The organism is Erwinia sp. S43 (assembly GCF_016624745.1).
Classification (GTDB): domain Bacteria; phylum Pseudomonadota; class Gammaproteobacteria; order Enterobacterales; family Enterobacteriaceae; genus Erwinia; species Erwinia coffeiphila.
This window is the reverse complement of sequence record NZ_JACVTX010000026.1, coordinates 57023-81011: the sequence shown is the minus strand read 5'-3', so window position 1 is coordinate 81011 and position 23989 is coordinate 57023. Positions and strand designations below refer to the sequence as shown.

Annotated in this window: 23 protein-coding genes; 8 read left to right on the top strand and 15 right to left on the bottom strand. The window is 57.2% G+C overall.

The window, feature by feature from the left end:
* Positions 1-373: 373 nt before the first annotated feature.
* Positions 374-2971 carry a bifunctional aconitate hydratase 2/2-methylisocitrate dehydratase gene (gene acnB / locus IBT47_RS22235; protein WP_200563076.1) on the top strand — a complete coding sequence of 866 codons (2598 nt, stop codon included), beginning with the start codon at positions 374-376 and terminating at the stop codon, positions 2969-2971.
* A gap of 258 nt (positions 2972-3229) precedes the next feature.
* Here the strand turns inward: acnB and IBT47_RS22230 are convergent, their stop codons facing one another.
* Positions 3230-4153 (bottom strand): LysR family transcriptional regulator, encoded by a 924-nt coding sequence (locus IBT47_RS22230; RefSeq protein WP_200563074.1) that lies wholly within the window; start codon positions 4151-4153, stop codon positions 3230-3232.
* A gap of 66 nt (positions 4154-4219) precedes the next feature.
* Between IBT47_RS22230 and IBT47_RS22225 the strand changes: the two genes are divergently transcribed.
* Together IBT47_RS22225 and yacL are read left to right on the top strand one after the other, a co-directional pair.
* Entirely contained in the window at positions 4220-4837 is a 618-nt protein-coding gene (locus tag IBT47_RS22225; protein ID WP_200563072.1) for a LysE family translocator, read from the top strand.
* A gap of 162 nt (positions 4838-4999) precedes the next feature.
* Entirely contained in the window at positions 5000-5365 is a 366-nt protein-coding gene (gene yacL, locus IBT47_RS22220; RefSeq protein ID WP_105595406.1) for a protein YacL, read from the top strand.
* A 165-nt stretch (positions 5366-5530) separates the two neighbouring features.
* Here yacL and speD read toward each other — a convergent pair whose 3' ends face one another.
* From speD to IBT47_RS22205, 3 genes are all read right to left on the bottom strand, one after another.
* On the bottom strand, positions 5531-6340 hold the full coding sequence (gene speD / locus IBT47_RS22215; protein WP_105595407.1) for an adenosylmethionine decarboxylase: 810 nt from the start codon (positions 6338-6340) through the stop codon (positions 5531-5533).
* A 27-nt stretch (positions 6341-6367) separates the two neighbouring features.
* Positions 6368-7225 carry a polyamine aminopropyltransferase gene (gene speE / locus IBT47_RS22210; protein ID WP_200563071.1) on the bottom strand — a complete coding sequence of 286 codons (858 nt, stop codon included), beginning with the start codon at positions 7223-7225 and terminating at the stop codon, positions 6368-6370.
* A 109-nt stretch (positions 7226-7334) separates the two neighbouring features.
* On the bottom strand, positions 7335-7682 hold the full coding sequence (locus tag IBT47_RS22205; protein WP_105595409.1) for a YacC family pilotin-like protein: 348 nt from the start codon (positions 7680-7682) through the stop codon (positions 7335-7337).
* 180 nt (positions 7683-7862) lie between these two features.
* On the opposite strand from IBT47_RS22205, the gene cueO reads away from it, so the two are divergent.
* Positions 7863-9551, top strand: a complete 1689-nt coding sequence (gene cueO / locus IBT47_RS22200; protein ID WP_200563091.1) for a multicopper oxidase CueO — start codon at positions 7863-7865, stop codon at positions 9549-9551.
* Positions 9552-9609: 58 nt separating this feature from the next.
* On the opposite strand, the gene IBT47_RS22195 is transcribed toward cueO, so the two are convergent.
* Complete coding sequence (locus IBT47_RS22195) at positions 9610-10890, bottom strand: cystathionine gamma-synthase family protein (protein WP_200563070.1); 1281 nt, start codon at positions 10888-10890, stop codon at positions 9610-9612.
* A gap of 248 nt (positions 10891-11138) precedes the next feature.
* Here IBT47_RS22195 and hpt point away from each other — a divergent pair, with 248 nt between their 5' ends.
* On the top strand, positions 11139-11675 hold the full coding sequence (hpt, locus tag IBT47_RS22190) for a hypoxanthine phosphoribosyltransferase (protein WP_105595412.1): 537 nt from the start codon (positions 11139-11141) through the stop codon (positions 11673-11675).
* Between the two features lie 113 nt (positions 11676-11788).
* Here the strand turns inward: hpt and can are convergent, their stop codons facing one another.
* Positions 11789-12451 carry a carbonate dehydratase gene (gene can / locus IBT47_RS22185; protein ID WP_105595413.1) on the bottom strand — a complete coding sequence of 221 codons (663 nt, stop codon included), beginning with the start codon at positions 12449-12451 and terminating at the stop codon, positions 11789-11791.
* Between the two features lie 119 nt (positions 12452-12570).
* On the opposite strand from can, the gene IBT47_RS22180 reads away from it, so the two are divergent.
* Together IBT47_RS22180 and IBT47_RS22175 are read left to right on the top strand one after the other, a co-directional pair.
* Complete coding sequence (locus IBT47_RS22180; protein ID WP_105595414.1) at positions 12571-13497, top strand: ABC transporter ATP-binding protein; 927 nt, start codon at positions 12571-12573, stop codon at positions 13495-13497.
* Positions 13494-14264 (top strand): ABC transporter permease, encoded by a 771-nt coding sequence (locus IBT47_RS22175; RefSeq protein WP_200545267.1) that lies wholly within the window; start codon positions 13494-13496, stop codon positions 14262-14264. Before IBT47_RS22180 ends, IBT47_RS22175 begins: the two co-directional genes overlap by 4 nt.
* Positions 14265-14314: 50 nt before the next feature.
* Here IBT47_RS22175 and panD read toward each other — a convergent pair whose 3' ends face one another.
* From panD to thpR, 9 genes are all read right to left on the bottom strand, one after another.
* Entirely contained in the window at positions 14315-14695 is a 381-nt protein-coding gene (gene panD / locus IBT47_RS22170) for an aspartate 1-decarboxylase (RefSeq protein WP_062747172.1), read from the bottom strand.
* Positions 14696-14758: 63 nt separating this feature from the next.
* Positions 14759-15613: a pantoate--beta-alanine ligase gene (gene panC / locus IBT47_RS22165; protein ID WP_200563069.1), complete on the bottom strand. Its 855-nt coding sequence runs from the start codon at positions 15611-15613 to the stop codon at positions 14759-14761.
* A 15-nt stretch (positions 15614-15628) separates the two neighbouring features.
* Entirely contained in the window at positions 15629-16423 is a 795-nt protein-coding gene (gene panB / locus IBT47_RS22160) for a 3-methyl-2-oxobutanoate hydroxymethyltransferase (protein WP_200563068.1), read from the bottom strand.
* 102 nt (positions 16424-16525) lie between these two features.
* Positions 16526-17005 carry a 2-amino-4-hydroxy-6-hydroxymethyldihydropteridine diphosphokinase gene (folK, locus tag IBT47_RS22155; RefSeq protein ID WP_200563067.1) on the bottom strand — a complete coding sequence of 160 codons (480 nt, stop codon included), beginning with the start codon at positions 17003-17005 and terminating at the stop codon, positions 16526-16528.
* Positions 17002-18426, bottom strand: a complete 1425-nt coding sequence (pcnB, locus tag IBT47_RS22150) for a polynucleotide adenylyltransferase PcnB (RefSeq protein WP_370569935.1) — start codon at positions 18424-18426, stop codon at positions 17002-17004. Before pcnB ends, folK begins: the two co-directional genes overlap by 4 nt.
* A 58-nt stretch (positions 18427-18484) precedes the next feature.
* Positions 18485-19396 carry a tRNA glutamyl-Q(34) synthetase GluQRS gene (gluQRS, locus tag IBT47_RS22145; protein ID WP_370569933.1) on the bottom strand — a complete coding sequence of 304 codons (912 nt, stop codon included), beginning with the start codon at positions 19394-19396 and terminating at the stop codon, positions 18485-18487.
* Between the two features lie 67 nt (positions 19397-19463).
* Positions 19464-19919 carry an RNA polymerase-binding protein DksA gene (gene dksA, locus IBT47_RS22140; RefSeq protein WP_105595421.1) on the bottom strand — a complete coding sequence of 152 codons (456 nt, stop codon included), beginning with the start codon at positions 19917-19919 and terminating at the stop codon, positions 19464-19466.
* A gap of 269 nt (positions 19920-20188) precedes the next feature.
* Positions 20189-20893, bottom strand: coding sequence for a DNA/RNA nuclease SfsA (sfsA, locus tag IBT47_RS22135; RefSeq protein ID WP_200563065.1), 705 nt, complete (start codon positions 20891-20893; stop codon positions 20189-20191).
* 9 nt (positions 20894-20902) lie between these two features.
* Positions 20903-21430, bottom strand: coding sequence for an RNA 2',3'-cyclic phosphodiesterase (gene thpR, locus IBT47_RS22130; RefSeq protein ID WP_200545280.1), 528 nt, complete (start codon positions 21428-21430; stop codon positions 20903-20905).
* Between the two features lie 76 nt (positions 21431-21506).
* On the opposite strand from thpR, the gene hrpB reads away from it, so the two are divergent.
* The gene (gene hrpB / locus IBT47_RS22125) at positions 21507-23948 is read left to right on the top strand and encodes an ATP-dependent helicase HrpB (protein ID WP_200563064.1); all 2442 of its coding nucleotides are present in this window, start codon (positions 21507-21509) and stop codon (positions 23946-23948) included.
* The last annotated feature ends 41 nt before the right edge of the window (positions 23949-23989 follow it).

Genomic DNA, 23989 nt, shown 5'->3' with positions numbered 1-23989 from the left:
CAGCCCAGCCCAGCCCCTAACCCGAATCTCAGGTTATCAACTAATGCGAAAAGTTGACGATTTTTAGCACAAAATTAAAAGCGACAAAGATTAATTACTGGATTAAATGCCGCTATATCACCCAACGAACAGAATAAATACTAAACATTAACCACCTGACTAGTGTGGAATGCTGTAAAAAAGGAACTAACCGGAGTTGACGCACCTCGCAAATAATGTTGCTTATTTGTAAACAGATTAACATGCGAACGAAATCCTGCTATGCTGCCCCACGCGGAACCGGGCGCCTTACCCTACACATGGATGGTTATCACTAATAGCGGTGACTTGGGTGACCCGGGATGCCATATACAATGAGAGCGAGGAGAACGTCGTGCTAGAAGAATACCGTAAGCACGTTGCCGAGCGTGCTGCCCAGGGGATCGTTCCTAAACCGTTAGATGCTTCCCAAATGGCCGCGCTGGTTGAACTGCTAAAAGCCCCTCCAGCGGGTGAAGAAGAATTCCTGTCAGACCTGTTGATCAATCGAGTCCCGCCGGGTGTAGATGAAGCGGCCTATGTTAAAGCCGGTTTCCTGGCCGCTGTCGCGAAAGGCGAAGCTACCTCCCCTCTGGTTACTCCTGAAAAAGCAGTTGAACTGCTTGGCACCATGCAGGGCGGCTATAACATCCATGCGCTGATCGAAGCCCTGGATGAAGAAAAGTTGGCTCCGATTGCCGCAGAAGCCCTGTCCCATACGCTGCTGATGTTCGACAACTTCTATGATGTTGAAGAAAAGGCCAAAGCGGGCAACCCACACGCGAAAAAAATTATTCAGTCGTGGGCTGACGCAGAATGGTTCCTGAAGCGTCCTAAACTGGCAGAAAAAATCACCGTAACCGTGTTTAAAGTGACCGGCGAAACCAATACCGATGACCTCTCTCCGGCACCGGATGCATGGTCTCGCCCGGATATTCCACTGCACGCGCTGGCGATGTTGAAAATCGAACGTGATGGCATTGTACCCGACGATGCCGGTAACGTTGGACCGATCAAGCAGATCGAAGAATTACAGAAAAAAGGCTTCCCGCTGACCTACGTTGGTGACGTAGTCGGTACCGGTTCATCACGTAAATCAGCCACCAACTCGGTGCTGTGGTTTATGGGTGACGACATTCCTTACGTGCCTAACAAGAAGGGCGGCGGCGTGTGCCTCGGCGGCAAAATCGCTCCAATCTTCTTTAACACGATGGAAGATGCCGGTGCGCTGCCGATCGAAGTGGAAGTCGACAAGCTGAATATGGGCGATGTGATCGATATCTTCCCGTACAAAGGCGAAGTGCGTAACCACGAAACCGACGAACTGCTGGCGAACTTCGAGCTGAAAACCGACGTGCTGCTGGATGAAGTGCGCGCCGGTGGCCGTATCCCGCTGATTATCGGCCGCGGCCTGACCACCAAAGCCCGCGAATCCCTCGGCCTGCCGCACAGCGATGTGTTTGTTCAGGCGAAAGATGTGGCGAGCAGCAGCCGTGGCTTCTCACTGGCGCAGAAAATGGTTGGCCGTGCCTGTGGCGTAGAAGGCATCCGTCCTGGCGCTTACTGCGAACCGAAAATGACCTCAGTAGGTTCTCAGGACACCACCGGCCCGATGACCCGTGACGAGCTGAAAGACCTTGCCTGTCTGGGCTTCTCAGCCGACCTGGTGATGCAGTCGTTCTGTCATACCGCTGCGTATCCTAAGCCGGTTGACGTGACCACTCACCATACTCTGCCTGACTTCATTATGAACCGTGGCGGCGTGTCGCTGCGCCCGGGCGATGGTGTTATCCACAGCTGGCTGAACCGTATGCTGCTGCCGGATACCGTCGGTACAGGTGGTGACTCACATACCCGTTTCCCAATCGGTATCTCCTTCCCGGCGGGGTCTGGTCTGGTGGCGTTTGCCGCTGCGACCGGCGTGATGCCGCTGGACATGCCTGAATCGGTGCTGGTGCGTTTCAAAGGCGAAATGCAGCCGGGTATCACCCTGCGCGACTTGGTTCACGCCATTCCGCTGTATGCGATCAAAGCAGGCCTGCTGACCGTTGAGAAGAAAGGTAAGAAAAACATCTTCTCCGGCCGCGTACTGGAAATCGAAGGTCTGCCGAAGCTGAAAGTTGAGCAGGCATTTGAGCTGACCGATGCTTCCGCAGAGCGCTCTGCCGCCGGTTGTACCATTAAGCTGGATAAAGAGCCGATCATCGAGTATCTGCAGTCCAACATCGTGCTGCTGAAGTGGATGATCTCTGAAGGCTACGGCGATCGTCGTACGCTGGAGCGCCGCGTAGAAGGCATGGAAAAATGGCTGGCCGATCCGCAGCTGCTGGAAGCCGATGCTGACGCAGAATATGCGGCGGTGATCGACATCGATCTGGCGGATATCAAAGAGCCAATCCTGTGTGCGCCAAACGATCCGGACGACGCCCGTCTGCTGTCTGACGTGCAGGGTGAGAAGATTGATGAAGTCTTTATCGGTTCGTGCATGACCAACATCGGTCACTTCCGTGCTGCCGGTAAACTGCTGGATGCCCATAAAGGGCAGCTGCCAACCCGTCTGTGGGTGGCTCCGCCAACCAAGATGGATGCTGCGCAGCTGACTGAGGAAGGCTACTACAGCGTATTCGGTAAGAGCGGTGCGCGCATCGAGATCCCGGGCTGTTCACTGTGCATGGGTAACCAGGCGCGTGTGAAAGATGGCGCAACGGTGGTATCGACCTCAACGCGTAACTTCCCGAACCGCCTTGGTAACGGAGCTAACGTGTTCCTGGCCTCCGCCGAGCTGGCTGCGGTTGCTTCTCTGCTGGGCAAACTGCCGACGCCGGAAGAGTATCTGAAGTTTATGGATCAGGTGGATAAAACCGCCGTGGATACCTATCGTTATCTGAACTTCGACCAGCTTAGCCAGTACACTGACAAAGCTGACGGCGTGATTTTCCAGACTGCGGTCTGATAACGCCGAGAGTAATGATTTTTCCGATGTCAGTCGGTAAAAATCATTCAGATTGGGCAATATTCAGGCAGAAATAACTGAGCATTGCCCTGTTAAAAAGAGCCGCAGGTCGGCTCTTTTTTATTGTCCTTCTTAAACTTCCACCTCAGAAAGCGGCTGCTATTCCCCTCAGTCTTATCTTTCCCTGAGCTCAGGCGATTGTCATTCCCGTCCCCCTCAGCTTGCCGACTGTCTTTTCTGCGCTGATTTTCCTCTTCTTTATGCCTGCAACCTCAACCATGCCAGCAGATCCGCCTCTGGGCTGCCCGGTACGAGGGGTTTGGGTGACAGCAGGCAGTAGTGGGAACCGTCTTCGATAAACCCCAGGGGCGCGCTCAACACGCCGCTCTCCACATCGTCACGCACCAGGTGCCACGGGCCGATGGCCACGCCGAGCCCTGCCACTGCGGCCTGCAGGCTGAAATAGAAGTGATCGAACGTTTGCCCGCGGGTATCAAAAGGCGAATGCCCCGCAGCGGTCGCCCATTCCTGCCATGCGCCGGGCCGGGTACGCGTATGCAGACGTGGCGCATCCTGCCTGAGTTTGGCAGCGTGCTGTTCTTCGCTAAACCAGCCTGCGGCCTTATCCGTACGGCAAACCGGGCCGACCTTTTCAGCAAACAGCCGTTCGGCGTGATAGCTCCCCGGTAGCGGAAAATCGCTGCGGCGAATCGCCAGATCGATGCCGTTAGCAAAAGAGAACGGGCCACCGCCGGCAACAAGATGAACGTCTGTGCCCGGATGGCGAGCCTGAAAATCTGACCAGCGGGGGATCAGCCAGCGCATCAGCAGCGTTGGCTCGCAGGACAGCACCCACTGCCGCTTCTGGCTGGCGCGGGCGCGCAGCTCGCTGACCGCCTGGCGCATCAAATCCATTCCCTCGCCGACTGCTCTGGCCAGCGTGCGGCCCGCATCGGTCAGAAATACCCGTCGGCTGCGGCGCTCGAACAGCGCCACGCCCAGTTCATCCTCCAGCAGACGCACCGCACGGCTGACCGCGCCGTGCGTAAGGTGCAGCTCCACGGCGGCGCGGCTGAAGTTCTCCAGCCTGGCGGCGGTCTCGAAGCAACGAAGCGCCAGCAGAGAAGGCAGTCGCTCATCGTTTAATGGTGATTCAGACTCACCGTTGATGTCAGAAATCATCGTTATTCATCCTGATAGTCCGCCGCTATTATCGCGGAAATTAACTCATTTCTGACAGGATAACCCATGACCGAACTGATAGCTGTAATCACCATTACTCTGCTGGCCGTGATCAGCCCGGGGCCGGACTTTGCCATGGTCACGCGCAACAGCCTGATGCTGTCGCGCCGGGCAGGCGTGCTGACCGCGGTGGGGATTGGCCTTGGCGTGCTGGTTCACGTGACCTATACGCTGGTTGGCGTCGGGCTGCTTATCCAGCAGTCGCTGTGGCTGTTTAACACCATCAGGCTGGTGGGTGCCGTCTGGCTGGTGTATCTCGGCGTTAAAATGCTGCGCTCCCGCGCGGGCGGTGCGCCGGTTGACCGCCGGGTGATACCGCTGTCCGACGCGGCTGCGCTGCGCACCGGCTTTCTGACCAACGTCCTCAATCCGAAGACGACGATCTTTATCGTCAGCCTGTTTATGCAGGTGGTAGGGCCTGAAACGCCGCTGGTGGTGCAGATCGGCTACGGTGGGTTTATCTCGGTGGCGCATATGGCGTGGTTCAGCCTGGTGGCGCTGGGCTTCTCTGCGGGGGCCGTGCGGGAGCGCCTGCTGGCCGTGCGCCACTGGATTGACCGCGCGTTTGGCGGGCTGCTGGTTGTTTTTGGCCTGCTGCTGGCAGTCACGGGAGGAAATCGTTAAGTGTGGCAGTGCACCCTGCGCCGTAGTGGATGTAACTGACGTCAATATTGCTGTTTTTCCCCCGCCGGGCTGCGATAATGCGCGCTGATGCTCAGTATTATCCAGGCAGAGGCGCAAAATAGCCTTGAGCATGCGCGGTCAGTCTGCCGGGAGGGGAACACGATGGAATATGAATTTTTACGCGATATCACCGGAGTGGTGAAGGTTCGCATGTCGATGGGCCACGAAGCCGTTGGCCACTGGTTCAACGACGAGGTGGATGAAAAGAATCTGGCGCTGCTGGATGAAGTTGAAGCCGCCGTTGCCAGCGTTAAGGGCAGCGAGCGCCAGTGGCAGCGCGTGGGGCGGGAATACACCCTGTGGCTGGATGAGGAAGAGGTGATCGTTCGTTCTAACCAGCTCGGCTTTGAAGGCGATGAAATGGAAGAGGGCATGAACTACTACGACGAAGAGAGCCTGTCTTTTTGCGGCGTAGAGGATTTTCTGGCGGTGATTGCCGCGTATCGCGCCTTTCTGCAGGGGCGTTAAGCCCGATAGCTCCGCGCGATCATAACGTCCTACCTGAAACGATCACTACCTTACAGGCAGCTTATAAATAACAGGAAAGGTATGGTTTTAGACAGCACATCCTTAAGGCTGCTAAAGGGCGACCCGCAGGTCGCCCTTTCAGGCTCTCATGCCTGTATGCAGCAGCTACTGCGTTTTTAATCCCACCGACGGAATATTGCGTCCGTAGTAAATCTCCCGCATCTCTTTCCACAGCAGATCGGTGATCCGCTTATGCTCCTGCGGGCTGAGATCGTCAGGTTTAGTGTTAAACAGATAGTGGCGAAGATCGAAATCCTTCAGCAGCATCTTGGTGTGGAACATATTTTCCTGATAGACATTCACGTCCATCATGTCATACATCCCTTTCATATCGTCGGACATGAAGTTCTGGATTGAGTTGATCTCGTGGTCGATAAAGTGTTTCACCCCGTTCACGTCGCGGGTGAAACCGCGCACGCGATAGTCGATGGTGACAATATCGGATTCCAGCTGGTGAATCAGGTAGTTCAGCGCTTTCAGCGGCGAAATCACCCCGCAGGTCGACACTTCAATATCGGCGCGGAAGGTACACAGGCCGCCTTCCGGATGGCTTTCCGGGTAGGTGTGAACGCAGATATGGCTTTTATCCAGATGGGCAACTACCGAGTTCGGCAGCGGGCCGGGATGTTCAGAGGTATCAATATCGCGCGGATCGATCGGCTCTTCGCTGACCAGAATCGTCACGCTGGCGCCCTGCGGCTCGTAGTCCTGGCGGGCAATATTCAGCACGTTAGCGCCGATAATCGAGCAGGTTTCGCTAAGAATTTCCGTCAGACGGTTGGCGTTGTACTGCTCATCAATGTACGCAATATATCCGTCGCGTTCCGCTTCTGTGTTCGCGTAACAGATATCGTAGATACAAAAACTCAGGCTTTTCGTCAGGTTGTTGAAGCCATGTAGTTTAAGCTTTTGCAATTTCGTTCACCCCCTTAAAATGCCCGGTCAGCCGACCAGCGCATTTAACAGATACTGTGGCAGGGCAAAGCTGCCCGTGTGGATTGCCGGATTGTAGTAGCGGCAGGTCAGCCCGGAGGCGGCAAAGCGCGCGGCAATCGTTGGTGCATCCAACTGGCGCAGCGCCGGATTATCGCTGGCCCAGGCAAAGGTCATGATGCCGCCGTAGTAGGTCGGTACTGCTGCCTGATAGAAGCTGACGTCTGTGAAATAGTGGCCGAGCTTACGGTGGCTGTTGACCGCCTCGTCCTGCTGCAGGAAGCAGACGCCATTCTGCGCCACGAAGATGCCATTTTCATTAAGGATGCGGTGGCAGCCTTCGTAGAAGTCTGAGGTGAACAGGCTCTCTCCCGGACCGATCGGATCGGTGCAGTCAGAGATAATCACGTCAAACTTTTCAGCGGTCTGCTTCACGAAGTTCACGCCGTCATCAATCACCAGTGTAAATCGCGGATCGTCATAGGCACCCTGGCTGTGGTTTGGCAGGTACTGTTTGCAGAAGGTCACCACCCCGGCATCGATCTCAACCATGGTGATTTTTTTGATGCTCTGATGGCGGCTCACTTCGCGCAGCATGGCACCGTCGCCGCCGCCGATAATCAGCACGCTCTCCGCCGCGCCGTGGGCCAACAGGGGAATATGGGTCATCATCTCATGATAAATGAACTCATCGCGCTCGGTGGTTTGTACCACGCCGTCCAGCGCCATCACGCGGCCCAAAGCGGCATTTTCAAAGATGATCAGATCCTGGTGCCCGGTCTGCTCGCGATACAGTACGTTATCGACAGAAAAATACTGTCCGAATCCGGCATGAAGGGTTTCATACCACATTTCTTTATCGGCCATGGTGGGGTTTTCTCCTCATAACAGCCACGAAAAATGGGGAAAACAGGATAGCGATTTCTGACCGTGGTTGCACGGTCAATTCGGACGCGGGGAGGGGAACGGCGGGTGATTATCGGACGTAGGCAAGCAGGCTCAGTGAGTCGCGGGCCAGGGATTTGCACTTAGTGTCGTTCGGAATGGCAATACCGCTCAGATCGCGATAGCTGTCCTCACCGAGTGCTTTCATATTGAAGCTGTTGTAATTGCTTAAATCCCAACGATTCTGCTGTGCATAAAACATCAATGCGCGACGAACCTGCCCGTCCGGAAGATCCTGGTAGCCACAATCATTTTTCAGATAAACAAATACAGCGGTTAAATCGGCCAAATCTTCTGCTTCCGTTTCACTCAGGGCGAAACTGGTGGAGGAGAAGCCAAAAAGCCCTAGCAGCAACAGAGCCTTGATGCTTTTCTTCATAGTTATTCTCATTCGTGTGCAATGAGCAGACGTTAGCACAGTTCAGGCCGGGTGCCAGCCCCTTTTCCCTTAGAAATCCTGCGATATGCCGTTTTCGCATTTTTTATCGCGGCTTGACCTTCCCGCAGGGTAAGGGTTTATGCTGCCTGTATTTTCGACATCTGACAAAAGGAATGGATGATGCAACGTCGTGACTTTCTAAAATTAAGCGCCGCGCTTGGCGCAGCAAGCGCCCTGCCGCTGTGGAGCCGCTCGCTGATGGCGGCTGAACAGCGTCCTTTATTACCCATTCCCTCACTGCTGCTGCCCGATGCGCGCGGTGAAATCAAACTCGTGGCTCAGCAGGGTAGCAGCAACTGGCGGGGCAAAGATGTTCCGACCTGGGGCTATAACGGCGGCCTGCTCGGCCCGGCGATCCAGCTGGAGCGTGGCAAAGAAGTCCGTGTCAATATTTTCAACCGCCTGCCCGACGCCACCACCGTACACTGGCACGGTCTGGAAATTCCCGGCGAAGTGGACGGCGGGCCGCAGGCGAGAATTGAACCGGGGCAGCAGCGCAGCGTCAGCTTTACCCCGGACCAGCCCGCAGCCACCTGCTGGTTCCACCCTCATCAGCATGGCCGTACGGGTTATCAGGTTGCGCAGGGACTGGCTGGCCTGGTGCTGATCAACGATCCCGAGAGCGGCAAACTCCTGCTGCCAAAACAGTGGGGCGTGGATGATATTCCGGTGATCCTGCAGGACAAACGCCTGACCGAAGACGGCAGCAAAATCGATTATCAGCTGGATGTGATGGACGCGGCGGTCGGCTGGTTCGGCGATACGCTGCTGACCAACGGCGCGATTTATCCGCAGCACGGCGTGCCGCGCGGCTGGCTGCGCCTGCGCCTGTTAAACGGCTGCAATGCCCGCTCGCTAAATCTGACTACCAGCGATGGCCGCCCGATGTACGTGATTGCCAGTGACGGTGGTCTGCTGGCGGAGCCGGTCAAACTGAGTGAGCTGCCGATGATACCGGGTGAGCGCTTTGAAGTGCTGGTGGATACCTCCGATGGCAAACCGTTTGAACTACAAACGCTGCCGGTGCGACAAATGGGCATGACGCTGAAGCCGTTTGACCAGCCGCTGCCGGTGCTGTCGATAACTCCGCTGCGGGTGATGGCCAGCGGCACGCTGCCGGACAAACTGCTGGAGATGCCTGCCGTTGCGGTGCCGCAGGCTTCCGACACTCGTTGGCTACAGCTGATGATGGACCCTGAGCTGGACCGCCGGGGCATGCAGGCGCTGATGGATAAATACGGCCATGCGGCGATGGCGGGGATGGACATGTCCGCGCACGGGATGGGTGGGGCGACTGGCGATCGTTCCGCCGCCGCGCCAGCCGGGAAAATGCAGGGCATGGATCACGGCAGTATGGGCGGAATGGACCATGGAAAGATGGCCGGGATGGACCACGGCAAGATGGCGGGAATGGACCACGGCGAGATGAAGAGTAAGCAGGCGAAATCTCCTGCACCATTCGATTTTCACAATGGAAATAAGATTAACGGCGTTGCTTTCAATATGGAGAAACCCGCGTTCGAGGCGAAGCAGGGCGTGTGGGAGAAGTGGACCATCTCCGGCGAGGGCGACATGATGATGCATCCTTTCCACGTGCACGGCGCCCAGTTCCGCATTCTGTCTGAAAACGGCAAACCGCCGGCAGCGCACCGCAGCGGCTGGAAGGACATGGTGCTTGTAGAGGGCTGGCGCAGCGAAATCCTGGTGCGCTTTAACCACAAGGCGGACAAACCCAACGCCTATATGGCGCACTGCCATCTGCTGGAGCATGAAGATACCGGGATGATGCTGGGCTTTACCGTGGCGTGATGATGGCCGTTGCCGGAGTGGAGATGATTTCCCCCGGCAACGGCCATCAATCAAACCGTTATCCCAGCAGCGCCAGCCGCAGATCCTCAATCAAATCGTCTTTATTCTCGATACCGATCGACAGGCGAATGGTGGTGGATTTAATGCCGATGCGGTCGCGGACCTCCAGCGGAACGCCGGAGTGGGTGGTGCTGGCCGGGTGGCTGGCGAGGGATTCGGTACCGCCCAGGCTGACCGCCAGCTTGAACAGCTGTAGCGCATTGAGGAATTTAAACGCTGCTGCTTCACCGCCGTGAATATCAAAGGAGAAGGTGGAACCGGCACCGCTGCACTGTGCGCGATACGTTTTGCCCTGCGGTGAGTCGGCGTCGAGGAACGGCAGGTAGTGGATGTGTTCCACCTGCGAATGGCTGCGCAGAAACTCCGCCACCGCGGCGGCGTTGTCGTTAGCGCGCTCCATACGCAGCGCCAGCGTTTCCAGCGATCGGCCAATCATCCAGCTGGAATGCGGATCGAGCTGGGTGCCGATGGCGCTGCGCAGCGCTTTCACCTGGCGAATCAGCGCCTTGCTGCCCATTGCTGCCCCGGCAATGAGATCCGAATGGCCACCGACGTACTTAGTCAGCGAATAGAGCGAGATATCCGCGCCGTGTTCGGTGGGGCGTGAGAATACCGGCCCCAGCAGCGTGTTATCGCAGGCAATGACCGGGCGGTAATTCTGCTGCTGCTCAATCCTGTCCGCAACGCGTTTAATCAGCGCAATATCCACCAGGCTGTTGGTCGGGTTGGCCGGGGACTCAATCAGGATCATCGAAACGCGACCCTGCGCCAGCGCCTTATCGGCAGCGGCCTGAACCGAGGCTTCATCCACGCCGTCGGCGAATCCCGCGCTGGAAATATTCAAGTTACCGAAGGTTTTACTCAGCAGGGTTTCCGTACCGCCATAAAGCGGCTGGGAGTGCAGAATGGTGTCGCCAGGCCGGGTGAAGGCCAGCAGCGTGGTAGAAATCGCCGACATACCGGAGGAGAACAGCACTGCGCTGTCGGTGCGTTCATATACTGCCAGCCGGTCTTCAACAATCTCGCTGTTCGGATGGTTAAAGCGCGAATAGACCAGGCCATTTCCCTCGCCCGATGGCGGTTCGCGGCGGCCGGAAACGTAGTCAAAGAAATCACGGCCCTCTTCGGCGCTGTTAAACACAAAAGTGGAAGTCAGAAACACCGGCGGTTTGACTGCGCCTTCCGACAGCGCCGGGTCGTAACCATAATTGAGCATCTGGGTTTCCGGCTGCAGTTCGCGGTTGCCGATATGCGTTTTTTTAGAATGTGAGGAAGCCATACAATCTCCTGCCTTTTGGCACGGTGCTTTTATTATTGGCGCTAAACTATCATGCGCGGTATGGGCAGGATAAATGAATTAACGTTCTATGGATAAAACATGTAGCGATATAAAATATGGATATCTTTACGTTTAGCAGTCCGTGTGTCTATTGCGTAATTTAACGCGGCGCGTTGCGCAACGGAGGGCGTCACGAGGGAGAAATGTGCTAAACTGTGCCGCTTTCCCTGAACAATCGACGATTAACTATGAAACATACCGTTGAAGTAATGATCTCCGAAGCCGAGATCAAATCCCGTATCGCTGAGCTTGGCCAGCAAATCAATGAGCATTACCGCAACAGCGGCAGCGACATGGTGCTGGTTGGCCTGCTGCGCGGCTCCTTTATGTTTATGGCCGACCTGTGTCGCGCCATTGATGTTCCTCACGAAGTCGATTTTATGACCGCTTCCAGCTACGGTAACGGCACCTCCAGCACCCGCGATGTAAAAATACTCAAGGATCTGGATGAAGATATTCGCGGCAAAGACGTGCTGATTGTCGAAGATATTATCGATTCAGGTAATACGCTGAGCAAAGTGCGGGAAATCTTCAGCCTGCGCGGGCCTAAGTCACTGGCGATTTGTACCCTGCTGGATAAGCCCGAGCGCCGGGAAGTGCAGGTGCCGGTTGAATACGTCGGCTTCTCTATTCCTGATGAGTTCGTGGTGGGCTACGGAATTGACTACGCCCAGCGCTATCGCCACCTGCCGTATATCGGCAAAGTGGTGATGCTGGACGAGTAAATCGGGCTAAATGACCGCGAGTGCACACCGCACAATCGACCAAGGCCGGAAATTTCGGCCTGTTATATGATATGCGGCAAAGTGCAGTCGGGCAGGGGGTTGCCGCCCGTGGCTTACGGATTGAGGTCCGGGTCGTTCAGCAGGTTAGCGATGCCGTGACGGTAGCGCTGTTCCAGAATCTCGCGGCTGGTGGCCGTTACGCCCAGGTCGCGCAGATAGCCGTCCAGGATGCCGTATACCCAGCCGTGAATTGTCACCTTCTGTCCGCGTTTCCACGCTGACTGCATCACGGTTGAGTGACCAAGGTTGTAAACCTGCTCAATCACGTTGATTTCACAAAGTTTATCGAAGCGTTTTTCTGGTGCCAGCTCACCCAGCAGCGAACTGTGTTTGTACCAGAGATCGCGAATGTGCAGCAGCCAGTTGTTAATCAGGCCGAGTTCCGGGTTCTCCACCGCTGCCTGAACGCCGCCGCAGCCGTAGTGGCCGCAGATAATAATATGTTCTACTTCCAGCACCTCCACCGCGTACTGCACCACGGAAAGGCAGTTGAGGTCGGTGTGAATCACCAGGTTGGCCACGTTACGGTGAACAAAAAGTTCGCCAGGCTCCAGCCCGGTCAGGCGCTCGGCGGGTACGCGGCTGTCAGAGCAGCCGATCCACAGGAAACGGGGTTTTTGTGCCAGGGACAAACGTTCAAAAAAACCGGGATCTTCCTCCTTCAGCAATCTGGACCATTCGCGGTTATTGCTGATAAGGGTTTCAATATCTTTCATAATGGTGTCGACCAGTCACACAAAAACGTTGCGGTAATATAGGGCAATGCTCAGCGATTGAAAACGGCAAACAAGAAACTAAACGCGATACGATAAATACAAAGGGCTATTTCTTACCTATGACTTATGCACTGGAACTTGAAAAACTGACCAAAACCTACGCGGGCGGAGTTCAGGCGCTCAAGGGAATTGATCTCCGGGTTGAAGCAGGTGACTTCTATGCGCTGCTCGGTCCCAACGGGGCAGGTAAATCCACCACTATTGGCATCATCAGTTCGCTGGTGAATAAAACCAGCGGCCGGGTGCGGGTGTTTGGTTACGATCTGCAAAACGATGTGGTCAATGCCAAGCGTCAGCTGGGGCTGGTGCCGCAGGAATTTAACTTTAACCAGTTTGAAACCGTGCAGCAGATCGTCGTCGATCAGGCCGGTTATTACGGCGTGGAGAAGCGCGAAGCGGTGAAGCGGGCGGAAAAATATCTGACCCAGCTCGACCTCTGGCAGAAGCGTAACGAGCGTGCGCGTATGCTCTCCGGCGGTATGAAACGTCGCCTGATGATTGCTCGTGCGCTGATGCACGAACCGAAGCTGCTGATCCTGGATGAGCCAACCGCCGGGGTGGATATTGAGCTGCGTCGTTCGATGTGGACCTTCCTGAAAGATCTGAATGCCCGTGGCACCACCATTATTCTGACCACTCACTATCTGGAAGAGGCAGAAATGCTGTGCCGCAATATCGGCATTATCCAGAGCGGTGAACTGGTGGAGAACACCTCAATGAAGGGACTGCTGGCGAAGCTGAAATCTGAAACCTTCATTCTCGATCTGGCCGCAAAAAGCCCGCTGCCGCAGCTGGAAGGATTTAAATATCGGCTGGTTGACACCTCTACGCTGGAAGTGGAAGTGCTGCGCGAGCAGGGGCTGAACAGCGTGTTTAGCCAGCTGAGCGCCCAGGGCGTGCAGGTGCTGAGTATGCGCAACAAGGCTAACCGTCTTGAGGAGCTGTTTGTTGACCTGGTCAATGGTCACACGGGAGAGAAAGCATGACACATTTGTACTGGGTAGCCCTGAAGAGCATCTGGAGTAAAGAGGTTAACCGCTTCGCCCGTATCTGGATTCAGACGCTGGTCCCGCCGGTGATTACCATGACGCTGTACTTTATTATCTTCGGTAATCTGATCGGTTCACGCATTGGTGAAATGCATGGCTTCACCTATATGCAGTTTATCGTGCCCGGCCTGATCATGATGGCGGTGATCACCAACGCCTATGCCAACGTCGCCTCGTCGTTTTTCAGCTCCAAGTTCCAGCGTAATATTGAAGAACTGCTGGTGGCACCGGTGCCAACGCATGTGATTATCGCCGGTTACGTTGGCGGCGGCGTGGCGCGCGGGGTCTGCGTGGGCGTGCTGGTCACGGCAATTTCGCTGTTCTTCGTGCCTTTCCAGGTGCATTCGTGGCTGATGGTGGCGGTGACTCTGCTGCTGACGGCGATTCTGTTCTCGCTGGCCGGGCTGCTTAACGCGGTATTTGCCCGCACCTTTGACGATATCAGCCTGATCCCGACCTTTGTGCTGACGCCGCTCACCTATCTTGGCGGGGTGTTTTACTCGCTGACGCTGCTGCCGCCAGTCTGGCAGATGATCTCCAAGCTGAACCCTATCGTCTATATGATTAGTGGATTCCGTTACGGTTTCCTCGGCATCAATGACGTGCCGCTGGGCTTTACCATGGCGGTGCTGGTGGCGTTTATCGTGGTGTTTTATGCGCTGGCGTGGTCGCTTATCCAGCGCGGCCGCGGGCTGCGGACCTGATGTGATTGACTGAACTGAACGGGGCGACCAGCAATGGCCGCCCCGTTTTTTTACGCCACCTGAACCGGTACGGCTTTCGCCACGCGCTTCATCTGGTTGTCGCCTTCAAAGTAGGCCACTTTCGGCTGCCATTCGCGGGCTTCCGCATCCGACATCTGCACATAAGAGCAGATAATCAGCAGGTCGCCTTCGCAGGCGCAGCGTGCGGCCGCGCCGTTCACCGAAATGATTTTCGAGCCGCGCTCTGCGGCAATGGCGTAGGTGGAAAAACGCTGGCCGTTGTTGACGTTGTAAATATCGATCGCTTCATACTGCAGGATGCCGGAAGCGTCGAGGAAATCCTGATCGATGGCGCAGGAGCCTTCGTAATTCAGGTCGGCCTGGGTGACTTTCACCCGGTGGAGTTTACCCTGCAACATAGTACGGTTCATAAGCTGTAACTCTGCAATCAGTCGAAAAACGAACGACAGTATTGCCCCTGCGGGCAACGCTGTCTACTGGGTGAGATCAACCTGCTGGTTATCAATCAGGCGGGCTTTACCCAGCCACGCGGCCATCAGGATCACCGCCCGGCGGCTGTCCGTGGTTAACGGCAGCAGGGTATCGGCATCCACAATCGCCAGGCCATCGGCGCGTAGCCCTTTTTCCGCAAGCGCGATCTCCGCGTCGGCAATCAGCTCTTCAATATGGCGTTCGCCGTTGTTGAGTTTGGTGGCGATATCGTTCATCACCTGGCTCAGCCCCGGCGCGATTTTACGCTCATCGGCGGTCAGATAGCCGTTGCGAGAGCTGAGCGCCAGGCCGTCTTTCGCGCGTACCGTTGGCACGCCGACGATCTCTATGTCGTAGCCCATATCCGCCACCATTTTGCGGATCAGCGCCAGCTGCTGGAAGTCCTTCTCGCCGAAGCAGGCAATATCCGGCTGGACCAGGTTAAACAGCTTGCTGACGATGGTGGACACGCCGCGAAAATGTCCGGGACGGCTCGCGCCTTCCAGCAGGGTGGAGAGGCCGGGAACATCGACAAACGTCTGCTCGTGCAGGCCCTGCGGGTAGATATCCGCAGGAGCCGGGGAAAACACCAGATCGACGCCGCGACGGTTCAGCTTTTCACAGTCGGCCTGAAGCGTACGTGGGTAGTTCGCCAGATCGTCGGCGCGCTCAAACTGCATCGGGTTAACGAAAACGGATACCACTACGATGTCCGCACGCGCGCGCGCTTCATCAACCAGTGTCATATGTCCATCGTGCAGGTTACCCATGGTGGGGACCAGCGCGATACGTTTACCATCCTGACGCCAGCGGCGGATTTCACGGCGGAGCAGCGGCAGGGTTTCAATAATCAGCACGGTGTTTCTCCTGGGTTACTGGAAGCTGTGTTCTTCGGCGGGATAGCTGCCGTTTTCCACTTCCGTGACGTACTGACGCACGGCTGCACGGATGTCGCCGGTTTCAGCAAGGAAGTTTTTGGCGAATTTCGGGATATGGCCGCCGGTGATGCCGAAGGCATCGTGCATCACCAGGATCTGTCCGTCGGTCACGTTACCGGCACCGATGCCGATAACCGGAATGGTCAGCGCGTCGGTGACGCGTTTTGCCAGCGCCACCGGCACGCACTCCAGCACCAGCAGCTGCATACCCGCGGCTTCCAGCGCCAGCGCATCGTCCAGCAGGCGTTCGGCATCGGCCTCGGCACGGCCCTGAATTTTATAACCACCGAAGATATTCACCGATTGCGGCGTCAGGCCGAGGTGACCACATACGGGTACTGCACGTTCGGTTAGCTGTTTAACCGTATCGGCCAGCCATTTCCCACCTTCCAGCTTCACCATATTGGCCCCGGCACGCATCAGCTGCGCCGCGCTGTCGAAGGTTTGCTGTGGCGTGCTGTAGCTCATAAACGGCAGGTCAGCGAGCAGCAGGGCGGCTGGAGCACCACGGCGGACCGTTTCGGTGTGATAGGCGATATCAGACACGGTGACCGGCAGCGTGGAGTCGTGTCCCTGAACCACCATACCCAGTGAATCGCCCACCAGCAGTACCTGGATGCCCTCATCGGCAAACAGACGGGCGAAGCTGAACTCATAGGCGGTGATAGAGGCAAATTTACGCCCCTGCTGTTTCCATTGACGCAAGGTCGAGACGGTAGTCGGTTTCATCGTATCCTCAGTAAGAGTCTTCCTGGTTGGCGTATCTTAAAAGGATGGGAAGGAGAGTGCAAAGGAGATATCCGGCGCAGCACAGGCTGCACCGGAAAGGCATTACCAGGGGCGTATCACGCTGCTGTCGAGAGGAGCCAGCAGATCGGCAATACGTGTACCGTCCGGCAGACAGAGATCGGGAGCGATCTCTCGCAGCGGCAGCAGCATAAAAGCGCGGTTGTGCATATCGTAGTGCGGCACCGTCAGGCGAGTCGTTGCCAGCGTCAGGTCGCCAAACAGCATGATGTCGAGATCCAGCGTGCGCGGGCCCCAGCGATGATCCTTACGCACGCGTCCCTGTTCCAGCTCAATACGCTGGGTGTGGTCCAGCAGCGCCTCAGGGCTGAGTTCGGTATCCAGCGCCACGGCGGCATTAAGATAGTCAGGCTGATCGGGTGGCCCGTACGGTGGCGTGCGGTAAAGCGAAGAGCAGGCAATCAGCCTGCTCTGTGGGATCGCCGCCAGCGCATCCAGGGCTGATTGCACCTGGTGCAGCGGATCGGCCAGGTTACTGCCCAGCGCCAGATAAACGCGCATCATGCGTTGTTATTATGGCCGTCACGGCGGCTGTTCCCCGGAACGCGCTTACGCGGACGGCGGGTGCGGCGGCGCGGTGCCGGATCGTCACCGAGGGTGTTGAGCATGGTTTTCTGCTGCGGCGGTGCGGAAACCTGGAACTCGCCCCACCAGGTGGTCAGGCGCTGCAGTTCATGATTGTTTTCCACTTCGGCACGCAGGGCCAGCAGATCGTAGGCGGCGCGGAACTTAGGATGTTCCATCAGCTTCCACGCGCGTTTTCCGTGGCGGCGCGACAGGCGCAGCTGTAAGGTCCAGATATCGCGCACCAGCGAGGTGATGCGTTTCGGAATCGCCAGCGAGCGGCAGGCTTCATCCAGCACGTCGTTCATCGCCAGAGCGAAGGCATCGTAATAGGCAAGGCCGCTTTCCTGGGCAATTTTCTGCGCCGCTTCCAGCTGCGGGTACCAGAACATCGCCGCAAACAGGAATGCCGGATTGACGCGCATCTGACTGTGAATACGGGTATCCGTATTCTTCAGTACCAGCTTGATCATCCGCTCCATATTGCTGTCACCCTGTTCGGTGAAGTAGCGGGTGATAATGGGGAACAGCGGCTGGAACAGCTGATATTCGCACAGCTTGCGGTAGGTGGCTTCACCGTAGCCCGCCTGCAGCAGCTTGAGGGCTTCCTCAAACAGACGTGCCGGTGGAATGTCACGCAGCAGCGTGGCAAGGCGCGGAATTGGCTCACCGGTTTCCGGCGCGATACTCATATCCAGCTTGGCGGCAAAGCGCACCACGCGCAGCATGCGCACCGGATCTTCGCGATAGCGGGTTTCCGGATCGCCGATCATACGGATAATGCCCTGCTGCAGATCGTTCAGGCCGCCGACATAATCGCGGACGGTAAAATCGGCCACGCTGTAGTAGAGGCTGTTAATGGTCAGATCGCGGCGCTGGGCGTCATCTTCGATAGAACCAAAAATGTTATCGCGCAGCAGCATGCCGTTCTGGCCGCGCTGCGAGCTGTTGCGATCGTCAACGGACTGCTGTTCAGCCTCGTGGTGACCGCGGAAGGTGGCCACTTCGATGATTTCCGGGCCAAACATCACGTGTGCCAGGCGGAAACGGCGGCCCACCAGGCGACAGTTGCGGAACAGTTTACGCATCTGCTCTGGGGTCGCATTGGTCGTGACATCGAAATCTTTTGGCTTTTTACCCAGCAACAGATCGCGTACGCCACCGCCCACCAGGTAGGCTTCAAAGCCCGCTTTATTCAGGCGATAGAGCACCTTGAGGGCATTTTCGCTGATGTCCTTGCGTGAGATATTATGACGATCGCGAGGAATAACGGTCATCTGACGCTCTTCCTCGATCCCGGCTGGTACTACCTCATCGCGACTGAGAACTTTTCGGCAAAAATTAGCAACTCGGGTAAAAATGGGACACCTCGATAGTGACAATGAATTCTGTGCGGTAAAAACAGCGGCTAATCATAGCTCAGAGTGAACCGTTTGAGAATGCCGATGTCGCCGTATCCTGCTGCTGCGCGTCGGTAATCGGGATTAAACTCAAATCCCAGCGACTGACAGCCTGCTGTAAAAGTGCTTCCTGTGTCGCATCATGCCAGTCCTCTGTCACCGGCTGGCCAAGAAAGCGCAGCGCCTGTACCAGTGCGGGGCGCGGATCGCCCTCTGGCAGCGGCGTGGCATGATTCTGTTTCGACAGCTTGTTGCCATCATGATTGAGCACCAGCGGCAAATGCAGATGGTCGGGAACCGTCCAGCCAAACTGCTGATAAAGGGTTATCTGCCTGACCGTCGGTTCGATCAGATCGGCACCGCGCACCACTTCAGTGATCCCCTGGAAGTGATCGTCAACCACGACTGCCAGATTATAGGCAAACAGCCCGTCGCGGCGGTGAATAATAAAGTCCTCTGCGGCCAGGCGCGCATCGGCCTGCACTACACCGCGCAGGCGATCGCTGAATGAGCTGACCGGTGCATCCACCTTCAGACGCAGTGCAGCCTGCTGCGGGCCGTGATGCAGGGTGCGGCAGTGACCATCATACAAACCACCGATCTGCTGGATGCGGCTACGTGTGCAGGTACAGTAATAGCTCATTCCCTGCTGTTTTAGCCAGTCAAGTGCGGAGCGGTAGGCATCATGACGCTGCGACTGCCAGAGCACGTCACCGTCCCAATGCAGGCCGTAGTGCTCAAGCTGCCTGAGGATGCGGGTGGCGGCACCGGGAATTTCACGGGGAGGATCGATATCTTCAATACGCACCCGCCACAGACCGTGCTGTGCGCGAGCCTGCAGGTAGCTGCCAACGGCGGCAATCAGAGAGCCGAAATGTAAATCACCGGATGGAGAGGGGGCAAAGCGCCCGATATAGGATGCTGACATCATGAATGGGGAAGGGCAGTGAAACGGGAACGAGAGCCGCTCCCGGATCCACTGCGCAATCCTTGTGCCGTTAACCGGCCATTTGTTTTTCGCGGATTTCCGCCAGCGTTTTGCAGTCGATGCACAGATCGGCAGTTGGACGCGCTTCAAGGCGACGGATACCGATTTCAACGCCACATGATTCACAGTAGCCGAAATCGTCGTCCTGCACTTTCTTCAGCGTCTTCTCGATCTTTTTGATCAGCTTGCGCTCGCGGTCACGGTTACGCAGTTCAAGACTAAACTCTTCTTCCTGTGTTGCGCGGTCAGCGGGGTCCGGGAAGTTAGCAGCTTCATCCTGCATGTGCGAAACCGTGCGGTCCACTTCATCCCGAAGCTGGTTGCGCCAGGCTTCAAGGATCTTCTTGAAGTGCTCCAGCTGGGCTTCGTTCATATACTCTTCGCCTGGCTTCTCTTGGTATGGCTCCACCCCAGCGATGGCGAGAATACTCAGGGACGATGTTTTACGGTTTTGCCCTTCTTGCATGTTGTTTCTCCTGGATAACACGCACTATACCCTTCACTTCTCAGGCTGCAGATACTGTCAGCCGGCGAAGTACCACACGGCTATTACCTGCCCTGCATCCCGAGACTGTCGGGCATCGATCCCCCGGAGGGGAAAAAACAGGCCGCTATAAATAACAGAAGCGATTAAGGTTGGCAATTATTCCTGAACATGCCTTGACAAGCATGTGAGGAAGAGCGTATTTGGCCCCTTGCCGAAAGCGTGCTTATAACAGCAAATTGCGCCAATTTTTACAACTCTACCTTCAGGGGCCGAATCAGGCTTATCCCTTTGGGTGATAACTGCGCCTTATAGCAAAGCAGCTCAACGCCATTTTGCTGTGCCTGTACCAGTAGTTCTGCGTAGCGCGCATCAATGTGACTTGCGGGGGCAACGTCCTCAATCCCCGAGTGCAGAACGGCGAAAAACAGAACTGCCCGTTGGCCGGATTGCGCGATCTGGCTCAGCTCGCGCAGATGCTTCTGACCACGCGTGGTCACCGCGTCCGGGAAGTACCCTTTGCCCTGCTGTAACAACGTAACGGATTTGACTTCAATATAGCAGTTACGGCAACCCTCTGCCTGTAACAGGAAATCAATACGGCTGTTTTCGGCGCCGTATTTAACTTCAGGTTGCAGGCGGGTGTAACCGGATAATTCTGCAATCCGTCCTTCTTCCAATGCTTCACGTACTAACGTGTTAGCCCGCAGGGTATTAATGCATATCAACTCTCCGCTTTGCGTCCCGGTCAGCTCCCAGCTGTGGGGATACTTTCGTGTCAGACTGACGGAGGTGGAATACCACACGGTATCCCCCGGTGTTGCGCAACCGGTCATCGCACCGGTATTGGCGCAGTGAATTGTCAGCGTCTCACCGTCGGGCGTTATCACATCGGCCAGAAAACGCTTATAGCGTTTAATCAGCGTTGCCGGTTGCAGAGCGGGACTGTATTCCATAGGAATTCCTTATTGAAGCGCCCAGTCCTTAATCTCCTTAATACGGGTTTTCCCGCGGGAGAAGTGTGACTGAAACAGCACAAAACGCCCGACGGGCAGCGACCAGCTAAAATGGCGTGCTGGCAGCTTTACCGGCTGCGTAGCCTGGCGCAGTAATGTGACATGCGGATGAAAGGGTTGTGGCGATTGATAGCACCCGCTGCGGGCTGCCTGGGAACGCAGCAATTCTGCCAGCTGGAGCAGGCCCCGCGGTGCGCGGTGCGGCCCGAGCCAGATCGTTCCCGAACGCGGCCAGTGGCCGGCATCGTCCAGTGTCAGGGTGAATCCCGGCTGCCGAATGCGCCCGGCCAGTTGCATCAGCATCTGCGCTTTCTCATCGCTCACTTCGCCCAGATACGCCAGCGTCAGATACAGGCTCTCGGCGGCAACGGGAAAACCGGCCTCAGTGGGAAAGCTGTCGGCACGCCACTGGATAATCTGCTGCTTCACCTCACCCGGCAGATCGAGGCCGAAGAACAGCCGTTTAGATGCGCCCATCGCGTCCTCCGGTAAATTAAACCCGGGAATGCTACAATGCGCGGAAGATTAAGACCATGTTGTTATGGAGCTAAACGTGAGTTCATTACCGGTCAGTGCCATTTTGCCCGAGCTGCTGGTGGCGCTGGAATCCTTCCCTCAGGTCCTTCTGGCAGCCCCCACCGGTGCCGGGAAATCCACCTGGCTGCCGCTACAGATTTTAAAGCAGGCTTCTTTTAGCGGGCGCATTCTGCTGCTGGAGCCGCGCAGGCTGGCGGCACGCAACGTGGCGCAGCGGCTGGCGGAACAGCTGGGGCAGGAGCCGGGTGGGATCGTCGGTTACCGCATGCGCGGCGAAAGCCGCAGCGGGCCGCAGACCCGGCTGGAGGTGGTGACGGAAGGGATCTTAACCCGCATGTTGCAGCAGGACCCGATGCTGGAAGGCGTGTCGCTGGTCATCCTTGATGAATTCCATGAACGCAGCCTGCAGGCCGATCTGGCCCTGGCGCTGCTGCTGGATGTGCAGCAGGGGCTGCGTGATGATCTGAAGGTGCTGATTATGTCGGCGACGCTGGATAACGCGGCGCTAAGCAAACGTCTGCCGCAGGCACCGATGATTGTGTCTGAAGGGCGATCGTATCCGGTGGACCGCCGTTACCAGCCGCTGGCGACGAATCAGCGTTTCGACGAGGCGGTAGCCCGGCAGACGGCGCAGCTGCTGCGTGAAGAACCGGGATCGCTGCTGCTGTTTTTGCCCGGCGTGGCGGAGATCCAGCGGGTGCAAGCTCAACTGGCTGAGATGATCGCGGCCGATATCGATCTCTGCCCGCTTTACGGCGCGCTGCCGCTGTCCGAGCAGCAAAAGGCGATCCTGCCCGCGGCGGAGGGGCGGCGTAAAGTCGTGCTGGCAACCAATATTGCCGAAACCAGCCTGACGATTGAAGGTATCCGGCTGGTGGTGGACAGCGCGCTGGAACGTAGTGCGCTGTTCGATGTGCGCACCGGCCTGACCCGTCTGCAAACCCAGCGCGTCAGCCAGGCTTCGATGACTCAGCGCGCAGGCCGCGCCGGGCGACTTGAACCCGGCATCTGCCTGCATCTGCTGGCGAAAGAGCAGGCGGAGCGCGCGGCGTCACACGGTGAACCGGAGATCCTGCACAGCGATCTCTCCGCCCTTTGGCTGGATCTGCTGCAGTGGGGCTGTCGTGATGCCGATCAGCTCAACTGGCTGGATCGTCCCCCCCAGACGGCTATTGACGCCGCCCGACAGCTTTTATGTCAGCTGGGCGTGGCGGACGACGGCGGACAGCTGACTACGCGCGGGCGTAAAATTGCTGCGCTGGGCAGCGAGCCGCGCTTCGGGGTGATGCTGGCGGCAGCGGGTGACAGTGCCGATGCCGTTGCCACCGCCGCGCAGCTGGTGGCGATGCTTGAAGATCCACCGCGCGGCAGTATCGATCTGCGCGACGGTTTTCATCGCCGTCTGCCGCACTGGCAGCGCCGGGCAAAGCAGCTCCAGCAGCGGGCGGGCATCAGCGGTGGCACAGTGGATGAGGATCGTCTTGCTCCGCTGCTGGCGGCAGCTTTCCCGGACCGGATTGCCCGGCGTCGTGGCGATGGGGGGCGCTATCAGCTGGCGAACGGCAGCGGTGCCACGCTGGAAAATGATGAGGCGCTGACCCGCTACGAATGGCTGATTGTGCCATCGCTGCTGCAAAGCGGCAGCCAGCCCGATGCGCGAATATTGCAGGCGCTGCCGATAACGATTGACTCCCTGATCCGTGAGGTTCCGGCGCTGGTACAGCAGCAAACGGAAGTGGAGTGGGATGAAGAAAAAGGCACGCTGCGCGCCTGGAAACGCGAGCAGATTGGCCAGCTGGCTCTTAAATCGCAGCCGCTGGCTAAGCCCGATGAGCAGGAGCTGCATGCCGCCATGCTGCGCTGGGTGCGCGGCAAAGGGCTGAGCGTGCTGAACTGGACGCCGCAGGCCGAACAGCTGCGACTGCGGTTATTGTGTGCTGCACAGTGGCTACCGGAGGCCGAGTGGCCCGGCGCGGATGAGGCCACGCTGCTGGCCTCGCTTGAACAGTGGCTGCTGCCGGCGATGAGTGGCGTACGCGACGGTAAAGGACTGAAGCAGCTGGATGTGGTGGGGGCGCTCTTACAAATGTTGACATGGTCACAGCGTCAGCAACTGGATACTGTGTTGCCAACTCATTACACTGTGCCCACCGGAAGTCGGCTGCCGATCGTCTACCATGATGATAAGCCCCCGGTGCTGGCGGTGCGACTGCAGGAGATGTACGGCGAAGCGCAGAATCCCAGCGTTGCGCAGGGAAGAGTGCCGCTGGTGCTGGAGCTTTTGTCTCCGGCGCATCGGCCGTTGCAGATCACGCGCGATTTGGCGGCCTTCTGGGCCGGAGCATACCGTGACGTGCAGAAAGAGATGAAAGGGCGCTATCCAAAGCATCTGTGGCCCGACGATCCCGCCAGCGCGCTCCCCACGCGGCGGGTTAAAAAATTTTCCAACCCGTCATAAGCCCCGGCTTTGTTTAGCTGGCATGACGGCCGCGCTATTTC